The sequence below is a fragment of the Paenibacillus sp. B1-35 genome (assembly GCF_050474385.1).
Taxonomy (GTDB): domain Bacteria; phylum Bacillota; class Bacilli; order Paenibacillales; family Paenibacillaceae; genus Paenibacillus_B; species Paenibacillus_B alvei.
The window spans coordinates 752631-772982 of sequence record NZ_JBCHVJ010000002.1 but is presented as its reverse complement, the minus strand read 5'-3'; the positions used below and the strand labels follow the sequence as shown (position 1 = coordinate 772982).

Annotated in this window: 24 protein-coding genes; 3 read left to right on the top strand and 21 right to left on the bottom strand. The window is 43.4% G+C overall.

What is annotated here, in order from left to right; translation table 11 throughout:
* Positions 1-251: 251 nt before the first annotated feature.
* The 6 genes from ACQ5BJ_RS11185 to ACQ5BJ_RS11160 all read right to left on the bottom strand — a co-directional run bounded on the left by ACQ5BJ_RS11185 (position 252) and on the right by ACQ5BJ_RS11160 (position 4747).
* Positions 252-725, bottom strand: a complete 474-nt coding sequence (locus ACQ5BJ_RS11185; protein ID WP_430109675.1) for a hypothetical protein — start codon at positions 723-725, stop codon at positions 252-254.
* Positions 726-1023: 298 nt separating this feature from the next.
* Positions 1024-1578: a hypothetical protein gene (locus tag ACQ5BJ_RS11180; protein ID WP_268599261.1), complete on the bottom strand. Its 555-nt coding sequence runs from the start codon at positions 1576-1578 to the stop codon at positions 1024-1026.
* 85 nt (positions 1579-1663) lie between these two features.
* Positions 1664-2416: a class I SAM-dependent methyltransferase gene (locus tag ACQ5BJ_RS11175; protein ID WP_430109677.1), complete on the bottom strand. Its 753-nt coding sequence runs from the start codon at positions 2414-2416 to the stop codon at positions 1664-1666.
* A 67-nt stretch (positions 2417-2483) separates the two neighbouring features.
* Positions 2484-3155 carry an HAD family hydrolase gene (locus ACQ5BJ_RS11170; protein WP_430109679.1) on the bottom strand — a complete coding sequence of 224 codons (672 nt, stop codon included), beginning with the start codon at positions 3153-3155 and terminating at the stop codon, positions 2484-2486.
* Between the two features lie 220 nt (positions 3156-3375).
* Positions 3376-3876: a hypothetical protein gene (locus ACQ5BJ_RS11165; RefSeq protein WP_430109682.1), complete on the bottom strand. Its 501-nt coding sequence runs from the start codon at positions 3874-3876 to the stop codon at positions 3376-3378.
* 13 nt (positions 3877-3889) lie between these two features.
* The gene (locus ACQ5BJ_RS11160) at positions 3890-4747 is read right to left on the bottom strand and encodes an alpha/beta hydrolase (RefSeq protein WP_430109684.1); all 858 of its coding nucleotides are present in this window, start codon (positions 4745-4747) and stop codon (positions 3890-3892) included.
* Between the two features lie 308 nt (positions 4748-5055).
* On the opposite strand from ACQ5BJ_RS11160, the gene ACQ5BJ_RS11155 reads away from it, so the two are divergent.
* Complete coding sequence (locus ACQ5BJ_RS11155) at positions 5056-5295, top strand: hypothetical protein (RefSeq protein ID WP_430109686.1); 240 nt, start codon at positions 5056-5058, stop codon at positions 5293-5295.
* Between the two features lie 337 nt (positions 5296-5632).
* Here the strand turns inward: ACQ5BJ_RS11155 and ACQ5BJ_RS11150 are convergent, their stop codons facing one another.
* The 6 genes from ACQ5BJ_RS11150 to ant(6) all read right to left on the bottom strand — a co-directional run bounded on the left by ACQ5BJ_RS11150 (position 5633) and on the right by ant(6) (position 11137).
* Entirely contained in the window at positions 5633-6970 is a 1338-nt protein-coding gene (locus ACQ5BJ_RS11150; protein WP_430109689.1) for a D-arabinono-1,4-lactone oxidase, read from the bottom strand.
* Complete coding sequence (locus ACQ5BJ_RS11145; RefSeq protein ID WP_430109690.1) at positions 6958-8148, bottom strand: amino acid deaminase/aldolase; 1191 nt, start codon at positions 8146-8148, stop codon at positions 6958-6960. The genes ACQ5BJ_RS11150 and ACQ5BJ_RS11145 overlap by 13 nt, the downstream gene beginning before the upstream one ends.
* 164 nt (positions 8149-8312) lie before the next feature.
* The gene (locus ACQ5BJ_RS11140) at positions 8313-8588 is read right to left on the bottom strand and encodes a YunG family protein (RefSeq protein ID WP_268599269.1); all 276 of its coding nucleotides are present in this window, start codon (positions 8586-8588) and stop codon (positions 8313-8315) included.
* Between the two features lie 201 nt (positions 8589-8789).
* Entirely contained in the window at positions 8790-8885 is a 96-nt protein-coding gene (locus ACQ5BJ_RS11135) for a putative holin-like toxin (protein ID WP_268599270.1), read from the bottom strand.
* 366 nt (positions 8886-9251) lie between these two features.
* Positions 9252-9758 carry a GNAT family N-acetyltransferase gene (locus ACQ5BJ_RS11130; RefSeq protein WP_430109694.1) on the bottom strand — a complete coding sequence of 169 codons (507 nt, stop codon included), beginning with the start codon at positions 9756-9758 and terminating at the stop codon, positions 9252-9254.
* A 524-nt stretch (positions 9759-10282) separates the two neighbouring features.
* Positions 10283-11137, bottom strand: a complete 855-nt coding sequence (ant(6), locus tag ACQ5BJ_RS11125) for an aminoglycoside 6-adenylyltransferase (protein ID WP_430110329.1) — start codon at positions 11135-11137, stop codon at positions 10283-10285.
* A gap of 249 nt (positions 11138-11386) precedes the next feature.
* Here ant(6) and ACQ5BJ_RS11120 point away from each other — a divergent pair, with 249 nt between their 5' ends.
* Positions 11387-12475: a cohesin domain-containing protein gene (locus tag ACQ5BJ_RS11120; protein WP_268599272.1), complete on the top strand. Its 1089-nt coding sequence runs from the start codon at positions 11387-11389 to the stop codon at positions 12473-12475.
* 208 nt (positions 12476-12683) lie between these two features.
* Positions 12684-13001, top strand: coding sequence for a hypothetical protein (locus ACQ5BJ_RS11115; RefSeq protein WP_430109697.1), 318 nt, complete (start codon positions 12684-12686; stop codon positions 12999-13001).
* A 426-nt stretch (positions 13002-13427) separates the two neighbouring features.
* Here the strand turns inward: ACQ5BJ_RS11115 and ACQ5BJ_RS11110 are convergent, their stop codons facing one another.
* The 9 genes from ACQ5BJ_RS11110 to ACQ5BJ_RS11070 all read right to left on the bottom strand — a co-directional run bounded on the left by ACQ5BJ_RS11110 (position 13428) and on the right by ACQ5BJ_RS11070 (position 20327).
* The gene (locus ACQ5BJ_RS11110; RefSeq protein ID WP_289355090.1) at positions 13428-13904 is read right to left on the bottom strand and encodes a GNAT family N-acetyltransferase; all 477 of its coding nucleotides are present in this window, start codon (positions 13902-13904) and stop codon (positions 13428-13430) included.
* Between the two features lie 18 nt (positions 13905-13922).
* Complete coding sequence (locus ACQ5BJ_RS11105) at positions 13923-14432, bottom strand: GNAT family N-acetyltransferase (protein ID WP_268599275.1); 510 nt, start codon at positions 14430-14432, stop codon at positions 13923-13925.
* Positions 14433-14686: 254 nt separating this feature from the next.
* Positions 14687-15328, bottom strand: coding sequence for a hypothetical protein (locus ACQ5BJ_RS11100; RefSeq protein ID WP_268599276.1), 642 nt, complete (start codon positions 15326-15328; stop codon positions 14687-14689).
* Between the two features lie 2 nt (positions 15329-15330).
* The gene (locus ACQ5BJ_RS11095) at positions 15331-16521 is read right to left on the bottom strand and encodes a glutathionylspermidine synthase family protein (RefSeq protein WP_430109702.1); all 1191 of its coding nucleotides are present in this window, start codon (positions 16519-16521) and stop codon (positions 15331-15333) included.
* Entirely contained in the window at positions 16521-17621 is a 1101-nt protein-coding gene (locus ACQ5BJ_RS11090) for a hypothetical protein (protein WP_430109704.1), read from the bottom strand. The genes ACQ5BJ_RS11095 and ACQ5BJ_RS11090 overlap by 1 nt, the downstream gene beginning before the upstream one ends.
* Before the next feature lie 14 nt (positions 17622-17635).
* Positions 17636-17848, bottom strand: coding sequence for a hypothetical protein (locus ACQ5BJ_RS11085; RefSeq protein ID WP_430109707.1), 213 nt, complete (start codon positions 17846-17848; stop codon positions 17636-17638).
* A gap of 346 nt (positions 17849-18194) precedes the next feature.
* Positions 18195-18914: a thioesterase II family protein gene (locus ACQ5BJ_RS11080; protein ID WP_268599280.1), complete on the bottom strand. Its 720-nt coding sequence runs from the start codon at positions 18912-18914 to the stop codon at positions 18195-18197.
* 379 nt (positions 18915-19293) lie between these two features.
* Positions 19294-19683 (bottom strand): DUF350 domain-containing protein, encoded by a 390-nt coding sequence (locus ACQ5BJ_RS11075; RefSeq protein WP_268599281.1) that lies wholly within the window; start codon positions 19681-19683, stop codon positions 19294-19296.
* The gene (locus tag ACQ5BJ_RS11070; protein ID WP_430109710.1) at positions 19680-20327 is read right to left on the bottom strand and encodes a signal peptide protein; all 648 of its coding nucleotides are present in this window, start codon (positions 20325-20327) and stop codon (positions 19680-19682) included. Before ACQ5BJ_RS11070 ends, ACQ5BJ_RS11075 begins: the two co-directional genes overlap by 4 nt.
* Positions 20328-20352: the final 25 nt, after the last annotated feature.

Genomic DNA, 20352 nt, shown 5'->3' with positions numbered 1-20352 from the left:
CGTTCTTGTATTCACGACATCCAACCGACTACATGGTCAGTCGCGATGTCTTAGACGGTGCGGGTGTGTATGGTTGCCCCATTTTCCCAGTCCTCTGTCGAACCGAGGTGGTTCCCAATGCGTGAACATGATGTTATCGGATCGCTGGGCCCTCTTCGATTTGCTCAATCAGAATTATCAATTCCAAGAGATTGGACAGTTCTGCAGTCGGGTACACGTTCATCTGCTTCAACTTTTCTTTCGAAGTAGTTTCATTGAATTCTTCTAAATCCCTTTATAATATTCTTTAACTTTCGATCTTTATAATCTCGATTCCCTTGAATTATTGTTATAAACACTCCAGTATCCTCGTTAAAAATAGAATCATAATCTTCTTTTTCTTTGGTTATTTTGATTGTATATTCATTTCCATTATGAGTTGTAAACTCCCACATTGCTCCCGTTGTATTTCCTATAGATACCCCCGCGGATAATTTACTTGATGCGTACTGCTCCTTTGTTTTAGTTACCTCCGCTAAGTAATATACGTTACTTCTTTGTTCGATAAGCAATACTGTTTCATGATTACTTAAATCAATCTCAATAATGGCTCCTTTTTTTATAGCCTGTTCTTCAACAAAATTGCTTATTGCTTTTTCCTTTGTTTGAAACAGTTGCATATCATTTTTATTCATACATCCAGTAACACAGATGAAAAGAACAATAAGAATTAATTTACTCTTCATTTACATGCACTCCTCGATACGGTTTGAGATGCACTTAACGTTTTTACGGGGATTTCTTATAACGCTGTTGTGTTTACAAAACGACCCAGCCTTTGATAGCTCTTATCGTAGGCTGGGTCGTTTGTTGTCTGCTATGTTTTCTTTGATTATACATCTGACAACCAAGGGGCGGTAGTCCCGCAGCGTGAATACGGTGTTATTGGGTGCCGGCACTTCTCCGAAATCTCTCGCCGGGCCGAGGGCCGAATGGCCCGAAGTCGAATATAGTGTATGTGAAGTTCGGCACTTCGCAGAACAATCAGAAGCCATTATTGTTAAAAATTAATTGTACGTCTATATTGCTATCTTCACTTATACCTGCGTCATATTTTTTTGATAGTATTAATAATTCATTACGGTTTCCTTTAATTTTATTTGTGAATTCCTTTATTTTCTGATCATTATATTCCTGTAATAAATTTATATCAGTAAACAAGATAACGCCCGAATTAACTAAATGAGTTGCTTCCAACATAAATTCATTTGAGTAATTTTCAATACTATCTTTAGACAAAAATGAGAGCAATGTCGAAATTTTCTTTATCGAAATACTATTATTGTACTTATATCTTTCAAAATCCATTTGGCCATTAATAGCCATCATGTGACTATTTATACTTTTCTCTAAATATCTATCATAGAGAACTAAAAATTCCTGAATGGATACAGGTTGCATAATATCTTCAAGAGCTTTTTCTAAATCAACTTTTGGAATCTGTTCCTGTTCAAGTTGTTCCATTGATAACTTTTCATCTTTTGAACTACAAGCAGTTAAAGTCATACATAAAAGAATAAAGACAAGCATTTTCTTCATTATTTGCTCCTTGTTTTTCATTTGTCGTATTTCACATAACTAAGAAACAAATTTGCCGTTGTTATGCTTATTATCTGGTATTTGACTACAGCTTTCTCGCTTTAAAAATAGCTGTTAACGGAACCATTTGCGATTTTTTAGTCCAATCGCTAAGTTCGCCGGTTGATTGCAAAGTTTCGTCGTTTGTCTGCTCAATCATTTGCTCAATTACAAAACCTGCGTTCGCCAAGGCGTTTACGTAAGTTGATATTTTCCGGGAGCAAAGTAAGATATTTTTCCCATCAAGATCCCGCTTAGACCATGTTTCATCAAAATAGCTATTTTTAAAAACGGCTTTACCTTCTTCAAATGCCACGCACATATGAATATGGTGCGACCAGCTAAATATAAACACGCCATCCTTTTTTAAATAGGATGCAACCCTATCAAATGTACCCTGTAAATCCGTTGTCCATCCAATTGCATAAATGGAGTAAATATAATCAAAGTAATCTGTTGGCAGTCCGTGTTCGTCCTCCATTGCCCCACAAATCAGCTTTGCTGCATAACCATTTTCTGAAAGGCATTTCGCTGCCTTCTCAATCTGGTTTTTAGAAATATCTATGCCCCAAAGCTCGGCGGCCTTGTTATTACCATGATATGTAAGGGATTCGCCGTTGCCGCAACCAATATCTAAAAGTTTTTTGCCTGCTACATCACCAAATAAGTTCAATTCATGTTCTGTTAACGTATTACAACCGTAATAAGGCAGTACAATCGCTTCTAAAAAATCGTTGCCATTCTCGTCCCAATAACTCTTGTTCGTGCGATGTATATTGCTATTATCCGTTTTGTTCATGTGATTACCTCCACGTAATATAAATTATCTTACTTCAATCGTTTACTATTGTTGTCACATGGTGTTATCAGATGGCTGGACCTTCTTCGAATTGCTCAATCAGACTTATCAATTCCAAGAGATTGGACAGTTCTGCAGTCGGATACACGTTCATCTGCTTCAACTTTTCTTTATCTGATCGATAAGCGATGAACCGTATTCCTGCGCTTATTGATGCCTTCCCATCTATCCATGAATCGCCTACAGAGAGCCATTCATTCGCTGAGTGCTTAAACTCATCCAACACTCGCAAATATCCATCAGGTGAAGGCTTCAATGCTTTCATTACCTCCCTGCCAATAATGAAATCAAAGTATTCCATAATATCATTATCTCTTAATGCGATTTCTGCAGCTTCAACAGAATTATTCGTTACAATTGCAATGTGATATCTGCCTTTGAGTTCACTAAGAACCTCCACCGCACCAGGCTCCAGGTCTGCCCCCTGCATTCCATACACTTCATGGTTCTTAGCGATATCCCACATTTCATTTAGCAATTCTTCAGTCATTCGATTCGTCTGTATTGCTTCTTCAATAATAGTTGATGTTGTATGGTAATCAAGACTATATCCATCAGGTAGGATCTCTTTCGATACGAGAAATTGATAGGTTTCATTCTTCATGGCTTGAAAGTCAATTCTTGATCGTAAAATCGTATTATCCATATCAAATACAATGCCTTTTAATTGATGCTTCATAGGATACCTCGCTCTAAACAATGATTTGCACAGCTTTCCGATAGCGTTCTTGTATCTACGAACCTGAGATGCTTAAGGTCCGACGCGCCAGATCCAGTGGACTTAGCCTCGCAGGGTTGTGAGCTGATTCAGCTTCTCCGTTAACACATCTTGCGAACCGAGGACGCAGTCCGCAGCGTAGATATGGGGTTAGGTGAAGATCCTGACTTCATGTGACTACCTACACTTTCCCTTCTGATGTACTGTTAGGTTGTTTTGATTGTCTAACAAGTTTTCCTCCTACAAAGTATCTACCGTATTCCTTTATTGTTTTTTCGATTTCTATTTCAGTTGGCACCTCTTTTATTCTCCAAGATAAAAAATAAGCTTCTACTTTTCCGCCATAGAAAACCCAAGAAAAAAATCTCTTTGCAAATTTATGTGCTCCATTTGTTCTAAATCGATTCATTGATTCCCTATCTCTCCAAATTGTAACCGTTTGACCAATTCCCCCCTGCAGTTGCCCTGAGAGTTTCGCATATATTAGGTTTTCATTCTTGGTGAGTTGTTTTTTTACAAATTCATTTACAATACCATTTATTATTATTCTGATAAGATCAAATTTCTCTCCACGAGTTACTGAGATAATTGCAGTTTCAGGCAAATCTGTATCGCTTTCACCTAATGTAAACGTAGCTCCGTATTTATTATTTGGATCTGGATTCTTTTTCCACACCTTCATAAAATCCTCCCCATTAGCTTAACTCCCGAATAATCCATTGCATTCGTTCTTGATATGCAGCATCGCAATTGGTGAATAAATGGTCCGTTTCGTACCAAGCAATTTTTTTCGGCAAACTTGCAGCATGATAGTACCCCTCCGCTTGATTTCTTGATACAAAAAAGTCATCTTTAGCAAATTGGAAATATAGAGATGCTTGAGAAGCATTTTTAATGTAATGAATAGCATCTAAAGACTCTACTGCAGATATAAATTTATCAAACCGTTCACTAGTTAAATGATGACGAATAAAGGCCGCAAATGGATGATCACTTGTTTTATGCCACTCGGAAACACTAGATAAGCCAGCCATCAGAACATATGCCTTAAGACGTTCTTCAACTCCGGCAAGCACCCCTCCCCATGTAGCCCCCAAACTATGTCCAACATACATAAGACGGTTGGAGTCAACATTTTCGAAAGTAGAAAGTAAATCAATACCTCTTCGGAGATCTACTACTGTCTGAATGTATTTCTCAACATCGACTACCTCTTCTATTATCAGTGCTAGTTTCTGTTCTTCGGATTGCTCTTGTGGGAGGGGATTTCTCTTGGAAGGTGCATCAATTAAAAGAGAGATTATACCTCTCAAGGCTAGTTTCTCTGCTTCGGATAAAAATGTTGTCTTGTTGCCTTGGCCTGGATGCAAAAAAATAACTGCTGGAAAAGGCCCTTCTCCATTTGGAACAACTAAATAGGCGGGTACTTTTCCCCCATGCGGACTTAAGTAAGAAACATCTTTGATCGTATGCTCATCTTTCCTAATAGATGAAAGTTCCTCAAAACCTAATGGCAATGAACGGTCATATTCTATACTTGATTGGGTTTTCATTTCCCTCCACTCCCTTTTGATAAATAAATGCAAAATAACTTTTTCAAATAAAAAACTTCGCTGACCGTTAGTAAAATAGCGTCTAGGTAGTGAAATGATGCAATGGTATGTACTTCATATTCATTTCGATCAAATTCTTTATACTCATTTTTCTTATCAAAAGATGTAGTTATATTTTACCTTTCACCACATCTGCGTACAAGTGTTCCTATATGGTATTTTTGAATACATTTTTATATTTGCATCCCTTTCTGTATTCACGACGGTTGGCCTAAAGCCTTGTAGCCGATGTTACCGTCTATTTTCCGGTGTTTGCGGAGGGGGCGCTCTTCCATCTTGGGGACGGGCATGCCGTTCAAGGCTGCGGGGAAATTGTAGGCACCGGTGTAGAAATATCGCTCGACGTCCGTTTCACTGTTCAGATATTGAAGGGGAAAACGATCGTTGGCCGCGAGGCGAATCGGACACGCACTGGTTTTGCATCGGCAACGCTAGGCCGCTTGAACAAACGATGCAGCATGCAACGACGGAAATGCTGGCTATGCTGACGAAAGACTACGGCCTGACCGCTCAGAAGCCAGCCTGCTCCTGGGTCAGTCTGTGGAATACGAGGTGGCCAATATATTCAACCCCGCCTACGGCGTCGTTTGTAAAGTTCCAAAAGCCGTGTTGTCCATGCTATAAAAGAACTGTTTATCTGGTATGGCGATCGCTCTACCGTATAGAACCGAGAGCGATCGCCATTTTGCACTGGTATAGCCAGGCAATATATCGATTCTCGTATCGAACATGGGTGCTGATATGATTGAAGACTTCAGTGTCCTTACCGGGTTCTGGGATTTATTTGTCCCGAATTATCATGGACTCGTTACGTTACACCGTTAGCTAGTTCATCTGCTCGCTCTGTTGCAGCATTTCCGCTAAGTAAGGGTTCAAGAATATGCCCGCAGGGTCAAGCTCTTGACGAAGGCGAAGAAATGCATCCCACTTCGGATATACCGTACGTAGCTGCTCCGCGCGCATCGTGTGCATCTTGCCCCAGTGCGGCCTCCCGCCATTCCGTCTACAGATCTCCTCTACTTTGGCAAAATAGTCGGCATACTCCATCCCACGGTACATATGTACAGCGATATAGCCAGAATTACGTCCATTCGCCGGACTGAGCCATATATCATCTCTCTGGACATAACGGCATTCGATTGGAAAATGAACAGAAAATTGGTTCTGATCTACTGCATCGCGTATTTCCTCAAGTACAATTCGCATGCGGTCTGCCGGGACGCTGTACTCCATTTCATTAAATCGAACGAGACGCGGCGTCGCGAAAATACGGTGACTGTACCCCACTTCCTCCACATCCGGTACGGCTGTTGCTGATAATCGGCTTATTGGCTTACAAAGGCGCGGAATGAAACGGCAGCACTCTGACAATAACCAGAATAGTGCATTCTCCATCAGCATAACTTTCCAGTAACTCCAGCGGCTCGGCGTTTCGGGAACTTCATCTGTCTTATTGGTTAGTTTTACTTGAGCGATATCCGTATATGGGAACCAATAAAATTCGAAATGACGGTTTTCCTTTTTAAAAAGATCGAGCTGTTCAAGGCATTGGGAGAATGGCATTTTGCTGCTTGTATAGCGGAGAGCGTACGAAGGTACAACACGAAGCTTTACCTTCACGATAATCCCGAACATCCCAAGTGATACCTGCATCGCCTGAAAAAGTTCTTCATCCTGCTGGGCTGAACATTCGAGGATTTCCCCTGCCGCTGTCACTACCGTCAAACCTACCGCTTGCGTTGCGAGGCTCCCGAGCCGCTCCCCTGTTCCATGTGTTCCTGTACTGATCGCTCCTGCAATGGATTGCGCATTAATATCGCCCAGATTCTCTTGCGCGACCCCATAGGCATGCAATTCTTTCCCGAGACGGTCCAACTTCGTTCCACCCCACACCTCGGCAATCCCCTTCTCCGAATCAACAGCAATCACACCCTGCAATTGATCCAAGGAGACTAATACATCATCGGTCTGTACGATTCGAGTAAATGAATGTCCGGATCCGACGACACGCAGCTTCCGCCCTTCGGCGGCACATGCCTTAACAATCCCGACCACATCTTCTATGCTGACCGGATATACAATGCTTCTCGGCAATGCGCGTACGAGTCCTGACCAATTATGCCATACTTTCGTATTGCGCTCCTTCAAATTTACAGAAAGCATAGTCCGTCCCCCCGATATGTCGTTGTCTTGCCCACGATACTGCCATTCGAAATGTAGTAGAGATGTGCGAATCGCTCACATAGCTCTCCTGCTTTGCTATGACGCATGAAGATCGGATCGCCGAGTTTCAGCTCCTCTAGCCCGTTATAGCGGATCGGCGTCTGGACCTCGCCCGCCCCTTCCATCGTAAGAAGTGCCGTACCTTGCGGCAGGTATGGACTCGGCAGTTTGTCGCTGCCTGCAGCGCCCGAAGCCGTGTATCCGCCGCCTAAGCAAGTGTAGAGATCGCCGCGCGGCTGACGCACGATCTCGATCGCAAACCCTGCGGCGGGCAGCAAGGCAAAGTCACGGTAGTGGTCAAACAGACCGGGCGAATAGAACCCCGAGCCTGCTGTAACCTCGGTGACAGCAGGCTCCATGCTGCTTGTATGCAGGCTGCCCGAGCCGCCTGCATTCACGAACCGCAGCGGAGGAATACCCAGGCGCTCGATCGCCGCGACCAGTTCGGCCCGCCGGGCAGCGGCTTCACGGATTGAGCGGCGCTTGAGCAGCCGCACGACCGCGTTCTTCAGCGCCTGTCCAGGAACGCGGTCGCCTAAGCCTGCGACCTGCGCTTCGTAGCCCATGAGCCCGTCGAGCACGACGTGCTTCGACTGCGCGATGCGCTCGATGAGGCCGAGCGCCGCAGCTTTAGAGCGTATAGGCGAGCGCCATACGCCGAAATGCAGCCCAGGGACATCGATCGACATATCGATATCCACACAGAGCGGCAGCCTCACACCATATTTGGCGGCTGCCGCTTCCGCCTGCTCGACATGCGTCTCGCAATCGACCATCAGCGTGATGCTGTGCCCTTCACGCCGATACATGGCGACGGACTCGAGCAAACGTGCGTCCGTCGCAGGGTAGCCTAGCAGCAAGTCGGTGAATCCTTGCTGCGCGAGATAGAGTGCTTCGGGCACCGTGAAGCACATGATCCCTTGAAACTGCGCATTTGCCAGCAAAATGCGCCGAAGCACATCAACAGAGCGGATCGATTTGCTCGCAATGCGGACTTTTTTTCCATTTGCCCGATGAAGAACGCTCTGAATATTCTGCTGCAACAGATCCAGATCAATGAAGGCAAAGGGCATCGTAAGCCCCGTGCAGACTTCTTTATAGTAACGATAATCACGCACTTAACTCGACCTCCTTTGTCTGGAAGATAACGATTTCTTGTATTATTAGTATTCTAACAATAGAGAGATAGCCCATTTTTCTTAGGTGTTATTTCTACAAACGATCTTACATCAGAGCGTTAAATATCTTGGAGTGTTAGAGCGATGTTAGTGGCATTTTCGGGTTACTTTAACGTATTGTCATTTGTTGTTGATTCTAGTATTTCTTTCAATCGAGTTAAATGCTTATATTGCTCTTCAATTGTATCAGTGAATGCTTCTTCCCTATTAGATTGCACATCAAGATAAATGAGTCTGATAGGAACTTGTGTTTCTATAAAATCGATAACTTCCCCATCAATGCGGTTGTAGTAACGCCATGCATTATCAGCTTCTTGCGGAGACGAATGCCAAGCCCGAAGCATGAATGCTGTGTTAGATAAAGAGGATATCTTCATCATATTACCTACACTATGCTCTTTAACCTTATTGCTTTTTTATTACTTCGAAAGCTTTGATACATACTTTTTTATATGGTATTATATAATTAATAAAGACCAAGTGCGCTAACACTTGGCCCCTACAATTGGCTTGGATGGGTAGTCCCTTCTTAGTCAATGCGGAGATAAACCCACCTTTGGCTGCAACCTTCGGGTGGGTTTTTACTTTCTCTTGTTGTCATTATTAATGTATGTTAAAAGAGCAAGAATGAACGTTCCAAAAAGGAGCATGATCGTTATTGCATCTTTCACTTCCATGGCTTCACCTCCTTTCGAAGGGAAACCATGCCCACCCAAGATTCAATTGTAGTTATATTTTACCTTTTATTAGACTAGCGCACAAGTGTTCTTATTTTATTCAGTTTTAGATTTAAACTTTAATTATGTTTTTCTAAACACATCCCTTTCGTATTACGTTCTTATTCACGACGCCCCACCACCTCAAGGTCCCAATAAGATCGGACGCGATGCGGTTAGTTGGTTCGAGTGTGTCCGGCTGAGTTCACTTGCGTACTGCTGAAATTCCTCATCGATTACACTTCTATCTTCTGTGAACCAAGAGAGAGCCGGCTCGAGCGTGAATATGGTGTTGTATGATGGGAATGCCTTCTTTTGAGATACTTATTAGATTCTAAATTCTTGTTTAATTATGGTATGGATACCTTCTAATCCTTCAATCTCAAAAGACTCCTCTTTCTCTGATAACTTTAAAATGCTATGTTCCTCATAAAACTTATTCCAAAATCTAACTGCCGAATTGTTTACCTTTACCTGTTCTACTCTGATTATCCCCTCTAATGCTCCTAAAACTAATTCAACTGCTTGTTTAGCAATATTCTTTCCTCTATATTTCCTTAAAACAAATAACTCCTGTATAGCAAAATCTATGTTTTCATCTACGAATGGAGGTGAACATACCAATACAAATCCAATAATTCTACCGTTTTTCTTAATAAAGTAAGGAAACAACTCACTTCGTTCAAGATATAAATAAGTATTAGTCGAATCAAACATTCCATCATCTCTAAGTTCATCACCTGTGTATTCAGATAGATCATATAAATAAAAATTGTATAGGTTCAAAAATAATTCTTTCTGATCCTTGTTAATTTGAGTAATTTCAATATTCATGTTTTACACCTCCTTTAATGTTCTTGCATTTTTTTATATAACGTTCTTGTAGTTGCGAACCTTTTTTCGGCCGGATATAACGAACCTCTGTAAGCTTCATTTTCCATACTTCTTTTTCAAAAACGATAACTAATCGCCTGATTGACGTACGAGTGAACAGGCACGAGATAAAAGATGAAGAGTATGCTCTTGAGGACTGTGCTCATTTTCCTCTTATGCATTCTGAGTTAGGTATGCCTGAAAACGATATAACTCTTTTTCACTGTCCTTTTCCATATTTATACTGAACCTGCTCGCTTCCCCCTAGTATACCGACATTATCTACCATTGGAAATATCATCTCACATAGAAAATGACACCATTAGGTAGACAAAAGTGTCGCCGATCCTTTCGGTAAACGGAACGAAAATTATTCTCTTCGTGTCAATGTGTCCGTATTAGGATGACTCATGGACTTCATTTGTTTTGCAGAAACTACATCGCCATTCATATGGTTCTTGATCATCACTCTGTATGCAGCAGTCTCATGACAACGATTCGTAAATTACTTTCATGTATCCCGAAATGGTTCTATCATAATTCGGATACGGATATCCATGATGTTCAGCCACGGCTTTCGAGTATTTCCGAAATAACTCACAGCACGTTAACAAGGATTTCCACATGCTTGGATAACTATTTTCAGCATAGGTTGATAGTAGCGTTTCCCAATCTTCCGTTGTCAGGTAACGATCGATAAATTTATAATTTTTTCCTACGCTGAAGGTATAGCCATGCTCCGCACCGATATGCCATGCCATCATTCTGAGTAAATTAGGCCGGGCGACTTCGTGCAAATGATCAATGGCGAACAGGATTTCCTTTCGCGCTAATCCCTTTACGACGTAGGTCGACACCATCCAGAATTCATTGCAGCAATCATCGTATTCTCTTGCAGTCGGCTTCTTAATCCAATATTGGCGATCGTTCGGCACGACTTCGTTGGTAATAAGCGAATCCTTATCAAGCAGCACCTCAACCAAGCCGTCACTATCAGCGAAATAAGCCTCGACCTCGTTCAGCGGGATCAGCGTCAGGTCTAATTTGTTGCCGTCCTCGAACAAGATGATATAGGAAAACCAATTTCCTAGTTCGGGCGGAAACAGTACCATGTCCTCCGGTTTTTGCATCATTAAACGAGCTCCGAAAACATCCAGCCACTGATCGTTTGCCTTGAAAGAATCGAGATCGGTCACAAAATAAGAAATATCATAATCCTGATAGGTATCGGGGGTTATATTTTTGTTCGTGCGCGAACCTTCCAAGGTTACCAATCGGATACGATCATCCTGCTTGGCATACTCGATAAACATGTCCATCATTTCGCGTTCCGTTCTCAATAGATTCAATTTCAATTCTCCCTTCTTTTGCACATGAAATTAGAATATTTTTTTAATTTTTACAAACATCATATCCTGTATAAAAAACTCGAATGAATACTATTATTTTGTCAATTTATCAAACAATCTCGAAATCCTTTACAAATATATATTGAATAAATCAAATATTGTTTTGTTCATGTTAGGTTCTTTCCGGTAGAATGTACCCTGCATTGTTAATCTTTTCAATATATATAGGGGGTTTTGTTTGTGGGCAAAAAAATGCTTTCTGCTTTTTTGGCTGGGTTGATGTTATTTTTAATGATCCCAGTGACAACGGTTTTCGGGGCGGCGAAGGTTGGGGAGACATTGGTGAAGCCTGAAGAAGGATGGACAAGATATTCGTATAAGTCTCCTCAGATTACTTACTCCGGGAAAGGATGGCACGAATATGGAGGCATCGAATTTGAAACCGTCGCTAAAGATGCCGCCTTTAAATTTAACTTTACAGGCACTTCATTCCGTATCATTTCGATTAATTATAGCACTGCCTCGGATAATATTTCGGTTATCATTGATGGTAAAGAGGCAAAAACACTTTCCTTAAAAGGACCTTCGGATTATACACATAGACTGAAATATGAGGTTACCGGATTGTCCGATAAAGAACATTCCGTGCAATTTATTAACAATAAAGATAATGAATTTATTATTCTTCAAGGAATCGATCTTCCGGCTTCGGCTGAGTTGAAACCTTTCAACCCTGACATTCCTTTTACTGAACCGGTTCTGGACGTTACGTCTGTTTCAGATCGCGTGTATCTTAACGAAGAATTTACAGTGCAGCTAGCATTAAACAACGTGCAAAATATTTATGCAGAAGATTTTACGATCGACTACGACAAAACTCGTTTTCAACTTGTTGGCTTCGAAACGACTGACAAAATGATGATCGTGCATCACAGTGATGATCCATTGCGGTTTATTACGGCAAGTAAGGGGAAAGCTAACGGGATCAATGGCGACGGCGTTCTCTTACATCTAAAATTCAAGGCAATCGGCTTGGGAAAAGGCAAGGTAGATGCGACCAAAGCGAAAATTGCGGACAATGGAAAAACCGAACTCACATTGGCAACTGAGAATGTTGGCGAGAAAACGATTGAAGTTATCGCGAACGCCAATACGGATTTTAGCCTGAAACACTTGGGACAACTCGCTTACTATTATGAGGATGATAAGTCCAATCTTTCTACCGATTTGAAAGATTTGTTAGGACAAGCTGGTTCTATCGGCGATGTGGATCTTAATAAACTCGTACAAGAGATTTTGGCAAATCCAAACTATGATTTCAATAAATAATAACGAAAAAACTTATGATCACGGAAGGTTTCCCGTATAAGAAACCTCCGTAGGGTAAGCTGCAACTGGCGTCGGCGTCAATCCGGCGTCAGTTTTTTCTTTTTTATTTGCAGACATACGATCCCGTTTCTCTAGCATCTACTATAGAATAAATATTGTGGAATCTTTTACTATGGCTTCCGTGGAGTTATGAATTGGAGGGTAAACAATGACATGTGAAAATGGACAGTTCCCAAACAGCATCTTCAACATCGACCGTACCTATACCACTCATCTAGTGAAGGCAATCGAAGCGGCTCAAGCGAAAGCGGATGAACTAGGTCTGGATCTCAGCAAGTGTTCCATCGACTGTCGGGAGGAGCAACCTCCAAAACAGCCTGATTCCCGCATCCTCGCGTTTTGGTTCTATTCGGAGGATGTAGTAGACTGGATGGAAGGGTACAGCAAACACTTTTATGATATTTCAATCAAAATAGACGCCGATACAGGACAAGTCATCTGGAACATTGGTCCGAGCCGCCGATAAACATCTGTTCGATTAAAAAGGTTAGCTTTCAGGATTTCATCGAAGTATCGTAATCGTGCTCCAAAATATAGAGAACACGTATGAATCATGATACTCCCCTTTGCTCCATAAATGCTCCCTCATATGCCCTTCCTGCTTCATGCCGATTCGTTACCTCAGGATTGGAGGCGTATGCATGTACATCAAGCCAATCTTCTCTCCGTAAATCACGGATAAGCAATCGTGGCGATTCCAGCTTTATGGGGCATCTTCCTTTATGATTATTTTGAGGGCAGCTTTATGATTAACTTACCGTGTCATCTGAATGTCCGCATATTTCTGATACGTTTTCACCTGATTGTCCCGCGCATACAGCCGGATCGGATGAACGTCAAAGTCTTGGCTATCCTGAAAATGAAGAAAAGAGATGTGACACGAGCTGCGGTTCTATACGTTACTTCTTTCAAGAATAAGTTGATAAATGACTTCACCGTCTTGATTATGCTCTTGTTGGTTTACAAAGCCGAAGCTTTCATAAAGCCGCTGAGCCCGCTTGTTGTCCTGCTCGACCGTCAAGGAGATCAGCCTGCACAGGGGATGATTCACTTGAATGAATTCAATGATTTTTCCCAATCCCCGTCTGCCGTAGCCGTTTCCCTGATGGTACTTATCGATTTGAAGGCCCCCTATCCAGTAATTATCCGCGCTATTCGGTGTATAGCTGATGTAGAAAAATCCGATCGTAATATCTTCATCACATATAAGAAAAGGATCCAGCGCCTCATCCCATGGCTTAATATATGCATACGTTAATGCCTCATAAATGGAAGGAACGAAGGGCACCTGCTCCTCATGAATCTTGATCTGAAGGGCTTTCTCCCAATTATCCCGCGTAACAGGATGGATAGATAGTTTTTTCATCATAGATCTCCCCATGCTAGTCTAATTATTATGTACGCTATGTATTACTTGAGCCAGCATTGTGATGGACGTACCCACCTCACCAACTGGCTTGAACCCGAATCGCTGATACAATTTCACGGCTGCCGCATTCTCGGGATCTACGCTTAAGGAGACCCGGTCAATCCTCTGTTCACGCAATCCAGCAAACATTTGCTTCATTAAGGAAGTTCCTAATCCTTGTCCACGATAAGCCGGTAAAATGGCCATCCCCAATTCCGGCACCTCACTGCTGACATATCCGAACCCTGGGTTACCTTCTCTAAAATATCTCACCGTGATAGAGCCAATGGGTTCGCCTGCGGCATTTTCTGCAATATATCCTAAGTCGCCTTCCCTGCCCCAATCTTCCACATATTTTGAAATAGAAGGTTCTTGTATGATATCGGGACTGAACGGCTCTTTGCCTTCAGGTACATGCAAGGATTCATATAACGTTATCCATAGAAATGGGATGTCTTGTTCCGTTATTGGTCTTATATTGAATGTCACATGGATTCCTCCTCTTTATAAGCGTTATTATAATATATACGCAGACGATGTATCAGTCATTTTTTTCCTTGTAAATGAAAAGGCCTGGCAAAAAGAATGCACTCTTCGGCCAGACCATGATCTATTCGATTCGAGTCCAAAATCGCTCTAACTCATTCGTTCCGTGATAGATTACGAGTTACGAGATTGCGTATGTTTTCGCTCTAACGGAGCATCTCCGAATCAATCCCATTTCACTGTTCATCATCTAAACGTCAATCTGCCCATCCCCTGAATTTGGCCATCGCTTGGTCGTAGTTGTTCATATCGTGTACTTCTTCCAGCAATACCGCAACCTTTTTCTTATTTTTCATGTTGGAATACCGTTCCTGATTGATCGGCTGCTTGATCGTGTGCCCGGATGGCAGCGTCATAACCGCAAATTGACGGTATTTCCCTTGATATTCCGTTTTATATACGCCAATCAATTCCACTTCTGCCTTTAAACTGAGCTTTACATTTTTCAGTTCCTTTTCCGCTGCCTGCTTGGAAGGATAGGTTTTGATCGCCTTCCATGGGGACAGATGCACGTCGTTACGCTTTCCGTCTTTGATGACCATGTCTGCCGTCATGTATTTCAGCGCCCATATGGTTTCGCCGGTTGCATAATTTCCATCGTTCGGCAGCAGCTCGTTATCAGGGGAGAGCGTCATGTCTCCACCAATGAGATCGCCAACCTTGACTGATTCGACTTTATAATCCCACGGTACCGTCGTTGCGTTCACGTTGGCAGTACTCTTACCGCTGCCCGCCCGCTCTTCTGAACGATGATTGCACATATTTGCGACTAAAATAATGATGGCGATTGCTATTACCATCGTCAATATTTTACGAGAATTGTAGGGTTTGTGGCTCATGACTATTTTTTCACTCCAATCGCGATGAATTGGCTGTTATTGCCTGTGATTAACCCGCCGGCACGGCCCAGAATTCCGCACGGGACACCATTAATGACGAATATCCCCGTCAGCAGCCGATACGTGCCGCGGCTCAGCTCGATGCTTGCCAGCTCTGCCCGCTTCTGGAATACGCGGCTAAAGAAGCAGCTCGTATCGAATCCGTCCTTATCCTCGACTTCCATGTTGCCTTGTCCATCGAATAAGCGTACGGAGCCTCCTTCGCGCCCGAACATTGATTTGGACACATAGCTTCCATCAAATATGGCCTTATTGTAGGTGGGCAGCATGTAATGCTCGATAACGGCATGCTCCTCCTGTGTGTACATCTCTGAGCCCAATTCGTGAATGGCCCATATGACAGCTTGCAGGCCTTTCGATTGCAAAATGATGGCATGCGGGGAATTCAGGATCTTGATTCGGTCTGTCTCGATCGAATAAGCGAGCGCTTCTCCGCCATCGTCGATACCCATCCATTCCTTTGGATACAGCGCGAACAGGCTCCGTATCGTCTGCTGTCCCACCTTGACTTCTCCCTCATCGATCCACATGTCCAAGCAATCAATGCAGCTTATCTGCAGCTCCGAATGCTTGACCAGCATCTCGATCGTTCCTGAATCCTCGGCATGCTCACCATACGCGACACAAGCCGCATATTCCGGCCGCTCATCGGCCCAAGCTTCTTTTACTCGTCCTGCCATTCCAACGTTCGGCGTAGCTAGTCCGTATTGCTCGCACATCCAAGGCGTCGCAACCGCCGCTTCCACATATCCTGTAGGGGTGTCTGCATTTAATTCCAGCAGCTTTATCGCGCCCTCATCATCTATGGCGAAGTCGAAGCGCGCATATATGCTCAGCTTGCCGAATTCCTTCGGTTCTATCCTATCCAAGCCATCCCAGAGCACTTCCGGTATCGATAATAATGCATATATGTCCCTGCGGCCGATAACGAAGCGCGCCGTCTTATCGAAAATGTTCCACAGCTTGGCCGATACGACCAAAAGCTCCTGAGCCATGCCTTCACTTATCGCGATCACCTGATCGATCCAGTATTGCTCCTCTCCGATATCGGCCCATGTGAATCCAAGCTCTTTCAGTTGATCTACGCGTGCCGCGCGATCGGCATGCGGTCGCCCCAAGATTTCAAATTTCATTATCCGCCGAACCCCCCGCTCCAGGAGCTGCTTGAAGAACGACTTGAGGAGCTATATCCGCTTGATCTCCCGCCGATACCGCCAACGGATGAGGATCTGGATTTAGAAGATCCGAATGACGAACTGCTGCGGCTTGAAGAACTGCTATAACCGGAACTGCTGCGAGTCGATGAGCTGCTGTATCCAGAGCTGCTGCTGGACCTCGATTTGCTGCTGGTTCCTGATCCGCTGCCACTCACGCGATATGAATGATTCACTGAACCCCGGCTCACCGAAGTCTTCGGTTTGCTGCTGGTTCCTGATCCGCTGCCGCTCACGCGATATGAATGATTCGTTGAACCTCGGCTCACCGAGCTGCTGCCGGTCTTCGATTTGCTGCTTGTTGATGATTTTCCTCCAGACACGATGCCGCTGCCGCTCTTGGTTGGCGACTTGCTCGTGCTGCCGTTGACAGAAGTGCTGCCGGCCTTCGCTTTATCGGTACCGCTTCCGTTCGGCGTTCTGCGCGTCACACTTCCCGTACCCTTCGAGGTAAACGGACGTACGCTCGAATTCACTACAGGTCGGTTCTGGAAAGTATCGCTCGAGAACGATTTTGCTCGATAAGGCTTATTCGTGCGAGTATCAAAGACTTTCCCGCTTGTCGCCCAACTGGACGAAGAATAGGGTCTGCCACTATTGAAAATCATGTGGTACAAAAGGATATCGTCCCAGCCAAATCCTCCATCGCGGATGACAATCGGTTGAGACGATTCACCAGTTCCATGGAATCCAGCCGTTCCAGCCGCTCCGTTCGTCCCGCTTGAAGAAGGTACGCTTTCGCTAGTTTGTCCCGCCTTCTTTTCTTCTTTTACAAAAGGGATATTCCAGTCTGCCCTCGGATCAAAATAGGCCTTGACTTCCTCCGTCGACCATTCGGTCAATTTGGGTGATTCCGACTGAGCGGCAATTGCTTGTCCCGTTCCGAACGGAATCATGAGCAGGTTTGCAGCCAAGGCAACGCCAAGCGATGTGCTCAATACTTTTAGCTGCTTCTGTTGATCCGCACATAGATGGCAGTCATCCTGCGCATGTACATGTTCTTTCTCTTTCTCTCCCATTCCATCCAGCCCCCTTATTGCTGCTTACTCATGGCTTCGACGAGCAGCTCGAAATTACCTGAATTCACATTCAAGCGCCCTTCCAGCATCTCATATTCCATGTCTTCCACGAGCAAATAGTTGGCGTGATTCAGCAATTGAATCATCGCAGCGTTCCATTCCCGCTCATCGAGCAAGACTAGTTCGCCCGAAGAGGTCTTTTCAAATATGATCATTTTGGTCTGCATGCTCTTCTCTCCTATCATAATCATGGATCTTCCACCAAAATTCCTCAATTAGTATATCACCTCTCGAAAAAATGTTAAGTAAAAATTTTCTTTTTTTGCTATTTAGACTCTATTTACAATGAAATATCGCTTTACACAAGAAAATCAAAGTTAATATTTTACATTTAACCACCAATTTCATCTCTCTTCACATGAGAAATTGATAACTGTCAACTTATGAATCCTTATTCTAATAATGAATCAAATCGTTTCTTTCTAAATGGTCGAACCTTGTTTAATCTAAATAAAAAATGACCGACGCCTTTAATCAGACGTCGGTCATCATCATTACAGCAGCTTCTATCCATTATTGCATTATCGGTATAGGAAGTAAGGTACGGTTTACGATATCGGTTACCTGCGTGGTGTACTCGTTAAGGAAGAAATGGCCCCCTGGAAGCATATGTACGGTGCAGTCGGCCGAGCTGTGCTGCTTCCAAGCATGCAAATCTGGCAATGAGATCGCATCCGCTTCCCCGCTTAATACAGAAATGTTGCAGGAAAGCTTGCTCGGACGCTCTTTATATTGATACAAGTCTACAAGTTTGAAATCCGTCCTCAATACAGGAAGAAACATCATTAATAGCTCTTTATTTTCGAGCAGCTCTTTGGGCGTTCCCCCTAATCGATAAATTTCATCCAGAAATTCATCGTCCGGGAGCTCGTAATATTTTGTCCGTCTGCTTTCGATATGCGGCGCTCTTCGCCCGGAGAAAAAGATATGCTCAGGCAAGGGTTGCTTAAGCTCCGATATTTTATGCGCTAGATCATAAGCAATCCAGCTTCCCATGCTGTGTCCGAATATTGAGTAGGGGCCGTCATCAAGCTGACTTTCGATCTTTCGATACACGTCTTCGATCATGTCTTCGAAGCTGTCATAGAACGGGGTTCCATAATACTTGCCTCTGCCGGCCAATTCTACGGGAATCAGTTCAATGCCCTCGGCCAAATGCGCTTTCCACTTGTTATAAATCATGGCAGATGCTCCTGCATACGGGAAACAAAATAATTTCATCGCTGGCTTCATCTTTACCTCCTAAAATATATAGCTTTATATCTATAAAAGCATTGATATCGCTAGAACTTTACGGTCGTGCGGTATTAGCACTGCCATGCCCGTTCGCCCCAAGAATGAAACATTTTGAAACATTTCTATCCCCTTAATCTGTAACCTGCACAGAAACTTTCATTATATCGTACTCCATGCCTTTTCCATATCCTGTATACAGTTTACTAGGTTCCCGTTAGCGAGGCAATTCATCCCGTGTAAATAATCATCCATTAATAGAGGAACGTACAGCTCAATCAACATTGACAGCGACAACAATCATGAAAAAAAGACTTCCCGCTGAAAGAGTCCGTCTCCTTGTACTCTCTATAAAGGAAGTCCTTATGCATTCAAGCTATTAAATAATCAAGCTGCTGATTGCGAATCCCATCCCGATATAAAGAAAGCATAGCAGAACGCCAACTGCTACATTTCTGTTTTTCAGCTGCTCTGACACACTCATTTTCGGAGTTATGAGATCAAACAATAAATATGTTGCAATCAAGCAAATATACCCCACGGCAAACCAAAGCGCCATATATAAAATGGACGAGTTCGTAAATGCGGACACACCGAGCACGATAGCCGTACCCATAAATTTTCCGCCCATCGCAAGACCAACAGCAACATTGCCCTGCTTCAATTCTTCGAAATCATTAAATGGCGTCAGCAAGCTGAAAATATACATGCCTACGAACTGCAGCGCCATGATCGTAAGAATACCTACTGCGATATTCATCAATATCATTCTGCCCACCCCCGGAATTTGGCCATCGCTAAATCATAGTCCACAAAATCATGAACTTCCTCCAGCAGCACGTTGACCTTTTTCTTGTCTTTGAACTTCTTATAACGCACATCATCAATCGGCTGCTTCACCGTATGTCCGGATGGCAGTGTGATAACAGCAAATTGACGGAATTTGCCCTGATACTCTGTTTTGTACACCCCTACTAAGTCGACCTCGGCCTTCAGATTCTGCTTTAAATCCTTCAAATCTCTTTCCGCCGCCTGCTTGGACGAGTACGATTTAATCGCTTCCCATGAGGACAGCTTAACATCGTTCCCTTTCTCATTCACAGGAAGCATGTTGGCCGTCATGTACTTAAGTGTCCATATTTGATCGCCAGTCGCATAATGGTTGTCATTCGGAAGCAGTTCATTATCCGGCAGAATCGTTATATCTCCTCCGATGATGTCTCCTACCTTAGCACTCTCAATCTTATAATCCCATGGTACCGTTGCCGTATCCAACTCTGTTGAATAGTCGTTCTCTTCTGCACCCAGCTTTATGACGTACACGATAAAAATAATAATACAAGCAAAAATACCGAGCGCCAACAGATTGTTAATCTTTCGTTGTCTCCGTTGTTGCGCACGAATTACATTCATATTTCGACTCCCGTGATTCTGGTTG

Bases quoted from the DNA above. Each gene is read 5' to 3' on its own strand.
- ACQ5BJ_RS11090 (WP_430109704.1), bottom strand. From the start codon at position 17,621: ATGGGAGAGAAAGAGAAAGAACATGTACATGCGCAGGATGACTGCCAT.
- ACQ5BJ_RS11170 (WP_430109679.1), bottom strand. From the start codon at position 3,155: ATGAAGCATCAATTAAAAGGCATTGTATTTGATATGGATAATACGATT.
- ACQ5BJ_RS11160 (WP_430109684.1), bottom strand. From the start codon at position 4,747: ATGAAAACCCAATCAAGTATAGAATATGACCGTTCATTGCCATTAGGT.
- ACQ5BJ_RS11175 (WP_430109677.1), bottom strand. From the start codon at position 2,416: ATGAACAAAACGGATAATAGCAATATACATCGCACGAACAAGAGTTAT.
- ACQ5BJ_RS11115 (WP_430109697.1), top strand. From the start codon at position 12,684: ATGACATGTGAAAATGGACAGTTCCCAAACAGCATCTTCAACATCGAC.
- ACQ5BJ_RS11150 (WP_430109689.1), bottom strand. From the start codon at position 6,970: ATGCTTTCTGTAAATTTGAAGGAGCGCAATACGAAAGTATGGCATAAT.
- ACQ5BJ_RS11110 (WP_289355090.1), bottom strand. From the start codon at position 13,904: ATGATGAAAAAACTATCTATCCATCCTGTTACGCGGGATAATTGGGAG.
- ACQ5BJ_RS11185 (WP_430109675.1), bottom strand. From the start codon at position 725: ATGAAGAGTAAATTAATTCTTATTGTTCTTTTCATCTGTGTTACTGGA.
- ACQ5BJ_RS11135 (WP_268599270.1), bottom strand. From the start codon at position 8,885: ATGGAAGTGAAAGATGCAATAACGATCATGCTCCTTTTTGGAACGTTC.
- ACQ5BJ_RS11085 (WP_430109707.1), bottom strand. From the start codon at position 17,848: ATGCAGACCAAAATGATCATATTTGAAAAGACCTCTTCGGGCGAACTA.
- ACQ5BJ_RS11100 (WP_268599276.1), bottom strand. From the start codon at position 15,328: ATGAGCCACAAACCCTACAATTCTCGTAAAATATTGACGATGGTAATA.
- ACQ5BJ_RS11095 (WP_430109702.1), bottom strand. From the start codon at position 16,521: ATGAAATTTGAAATCTTGGGGCGACCGCATGCCGATCGCGCGGCACGC.
- ACQ5BJ_RS11075 (WP_268599281.1), bottom strand. From the start codon at position 19,683: ATGATATTGATGAATATCGCAGTAGGTATTCTTACGATCATGGCGCTG.
- ACQ5BJ_RS11070 (WP_430109710.1), bottom strand. From the start codon at position 20,327: ATGAATGTAATTCGTGCGCAACAACGGAGACAACGAAAGATTAACAAT.
- ACQ5BJ_RS11140 (WP_268599269.1), bottom strand. From the start codon at position 8,588: ATGATGAAGATATCCTCTTTATCTAACACAGCATTCATGCTTCGGGCT.
- ACQ5BJ_RS11130 (WP_430109694.1), bottom strand. From the start codon at position 9,758: ATGAATATTGAAATTACTCAAATTAACAAGGATCAGAAAGAATTATTT.
- ACQ5BJ_RS11080 (WP_268599280.1), bottom strand. From the start codon at position 18,914: ATGAAGCCAGCGATGAAATTATTTTGTTTCCCGTATGCAGGAGCATCT.
- ACQ5BJ_RS11180 (WP_268599261.1), bottom strand. From the start codon at position 1,578: ATGAAGAAAATGCTTGTCTTTATTCTTTTATGTATGACTTTAACTGCT.
- ACQ5BJ_RS11165 (WP_430109682.1), bottom strand. From the start codon at position 3,876: ATGAAGGTGTGGAAAAAGAATCCAGATCCAAATAATAAATACGGAGCT.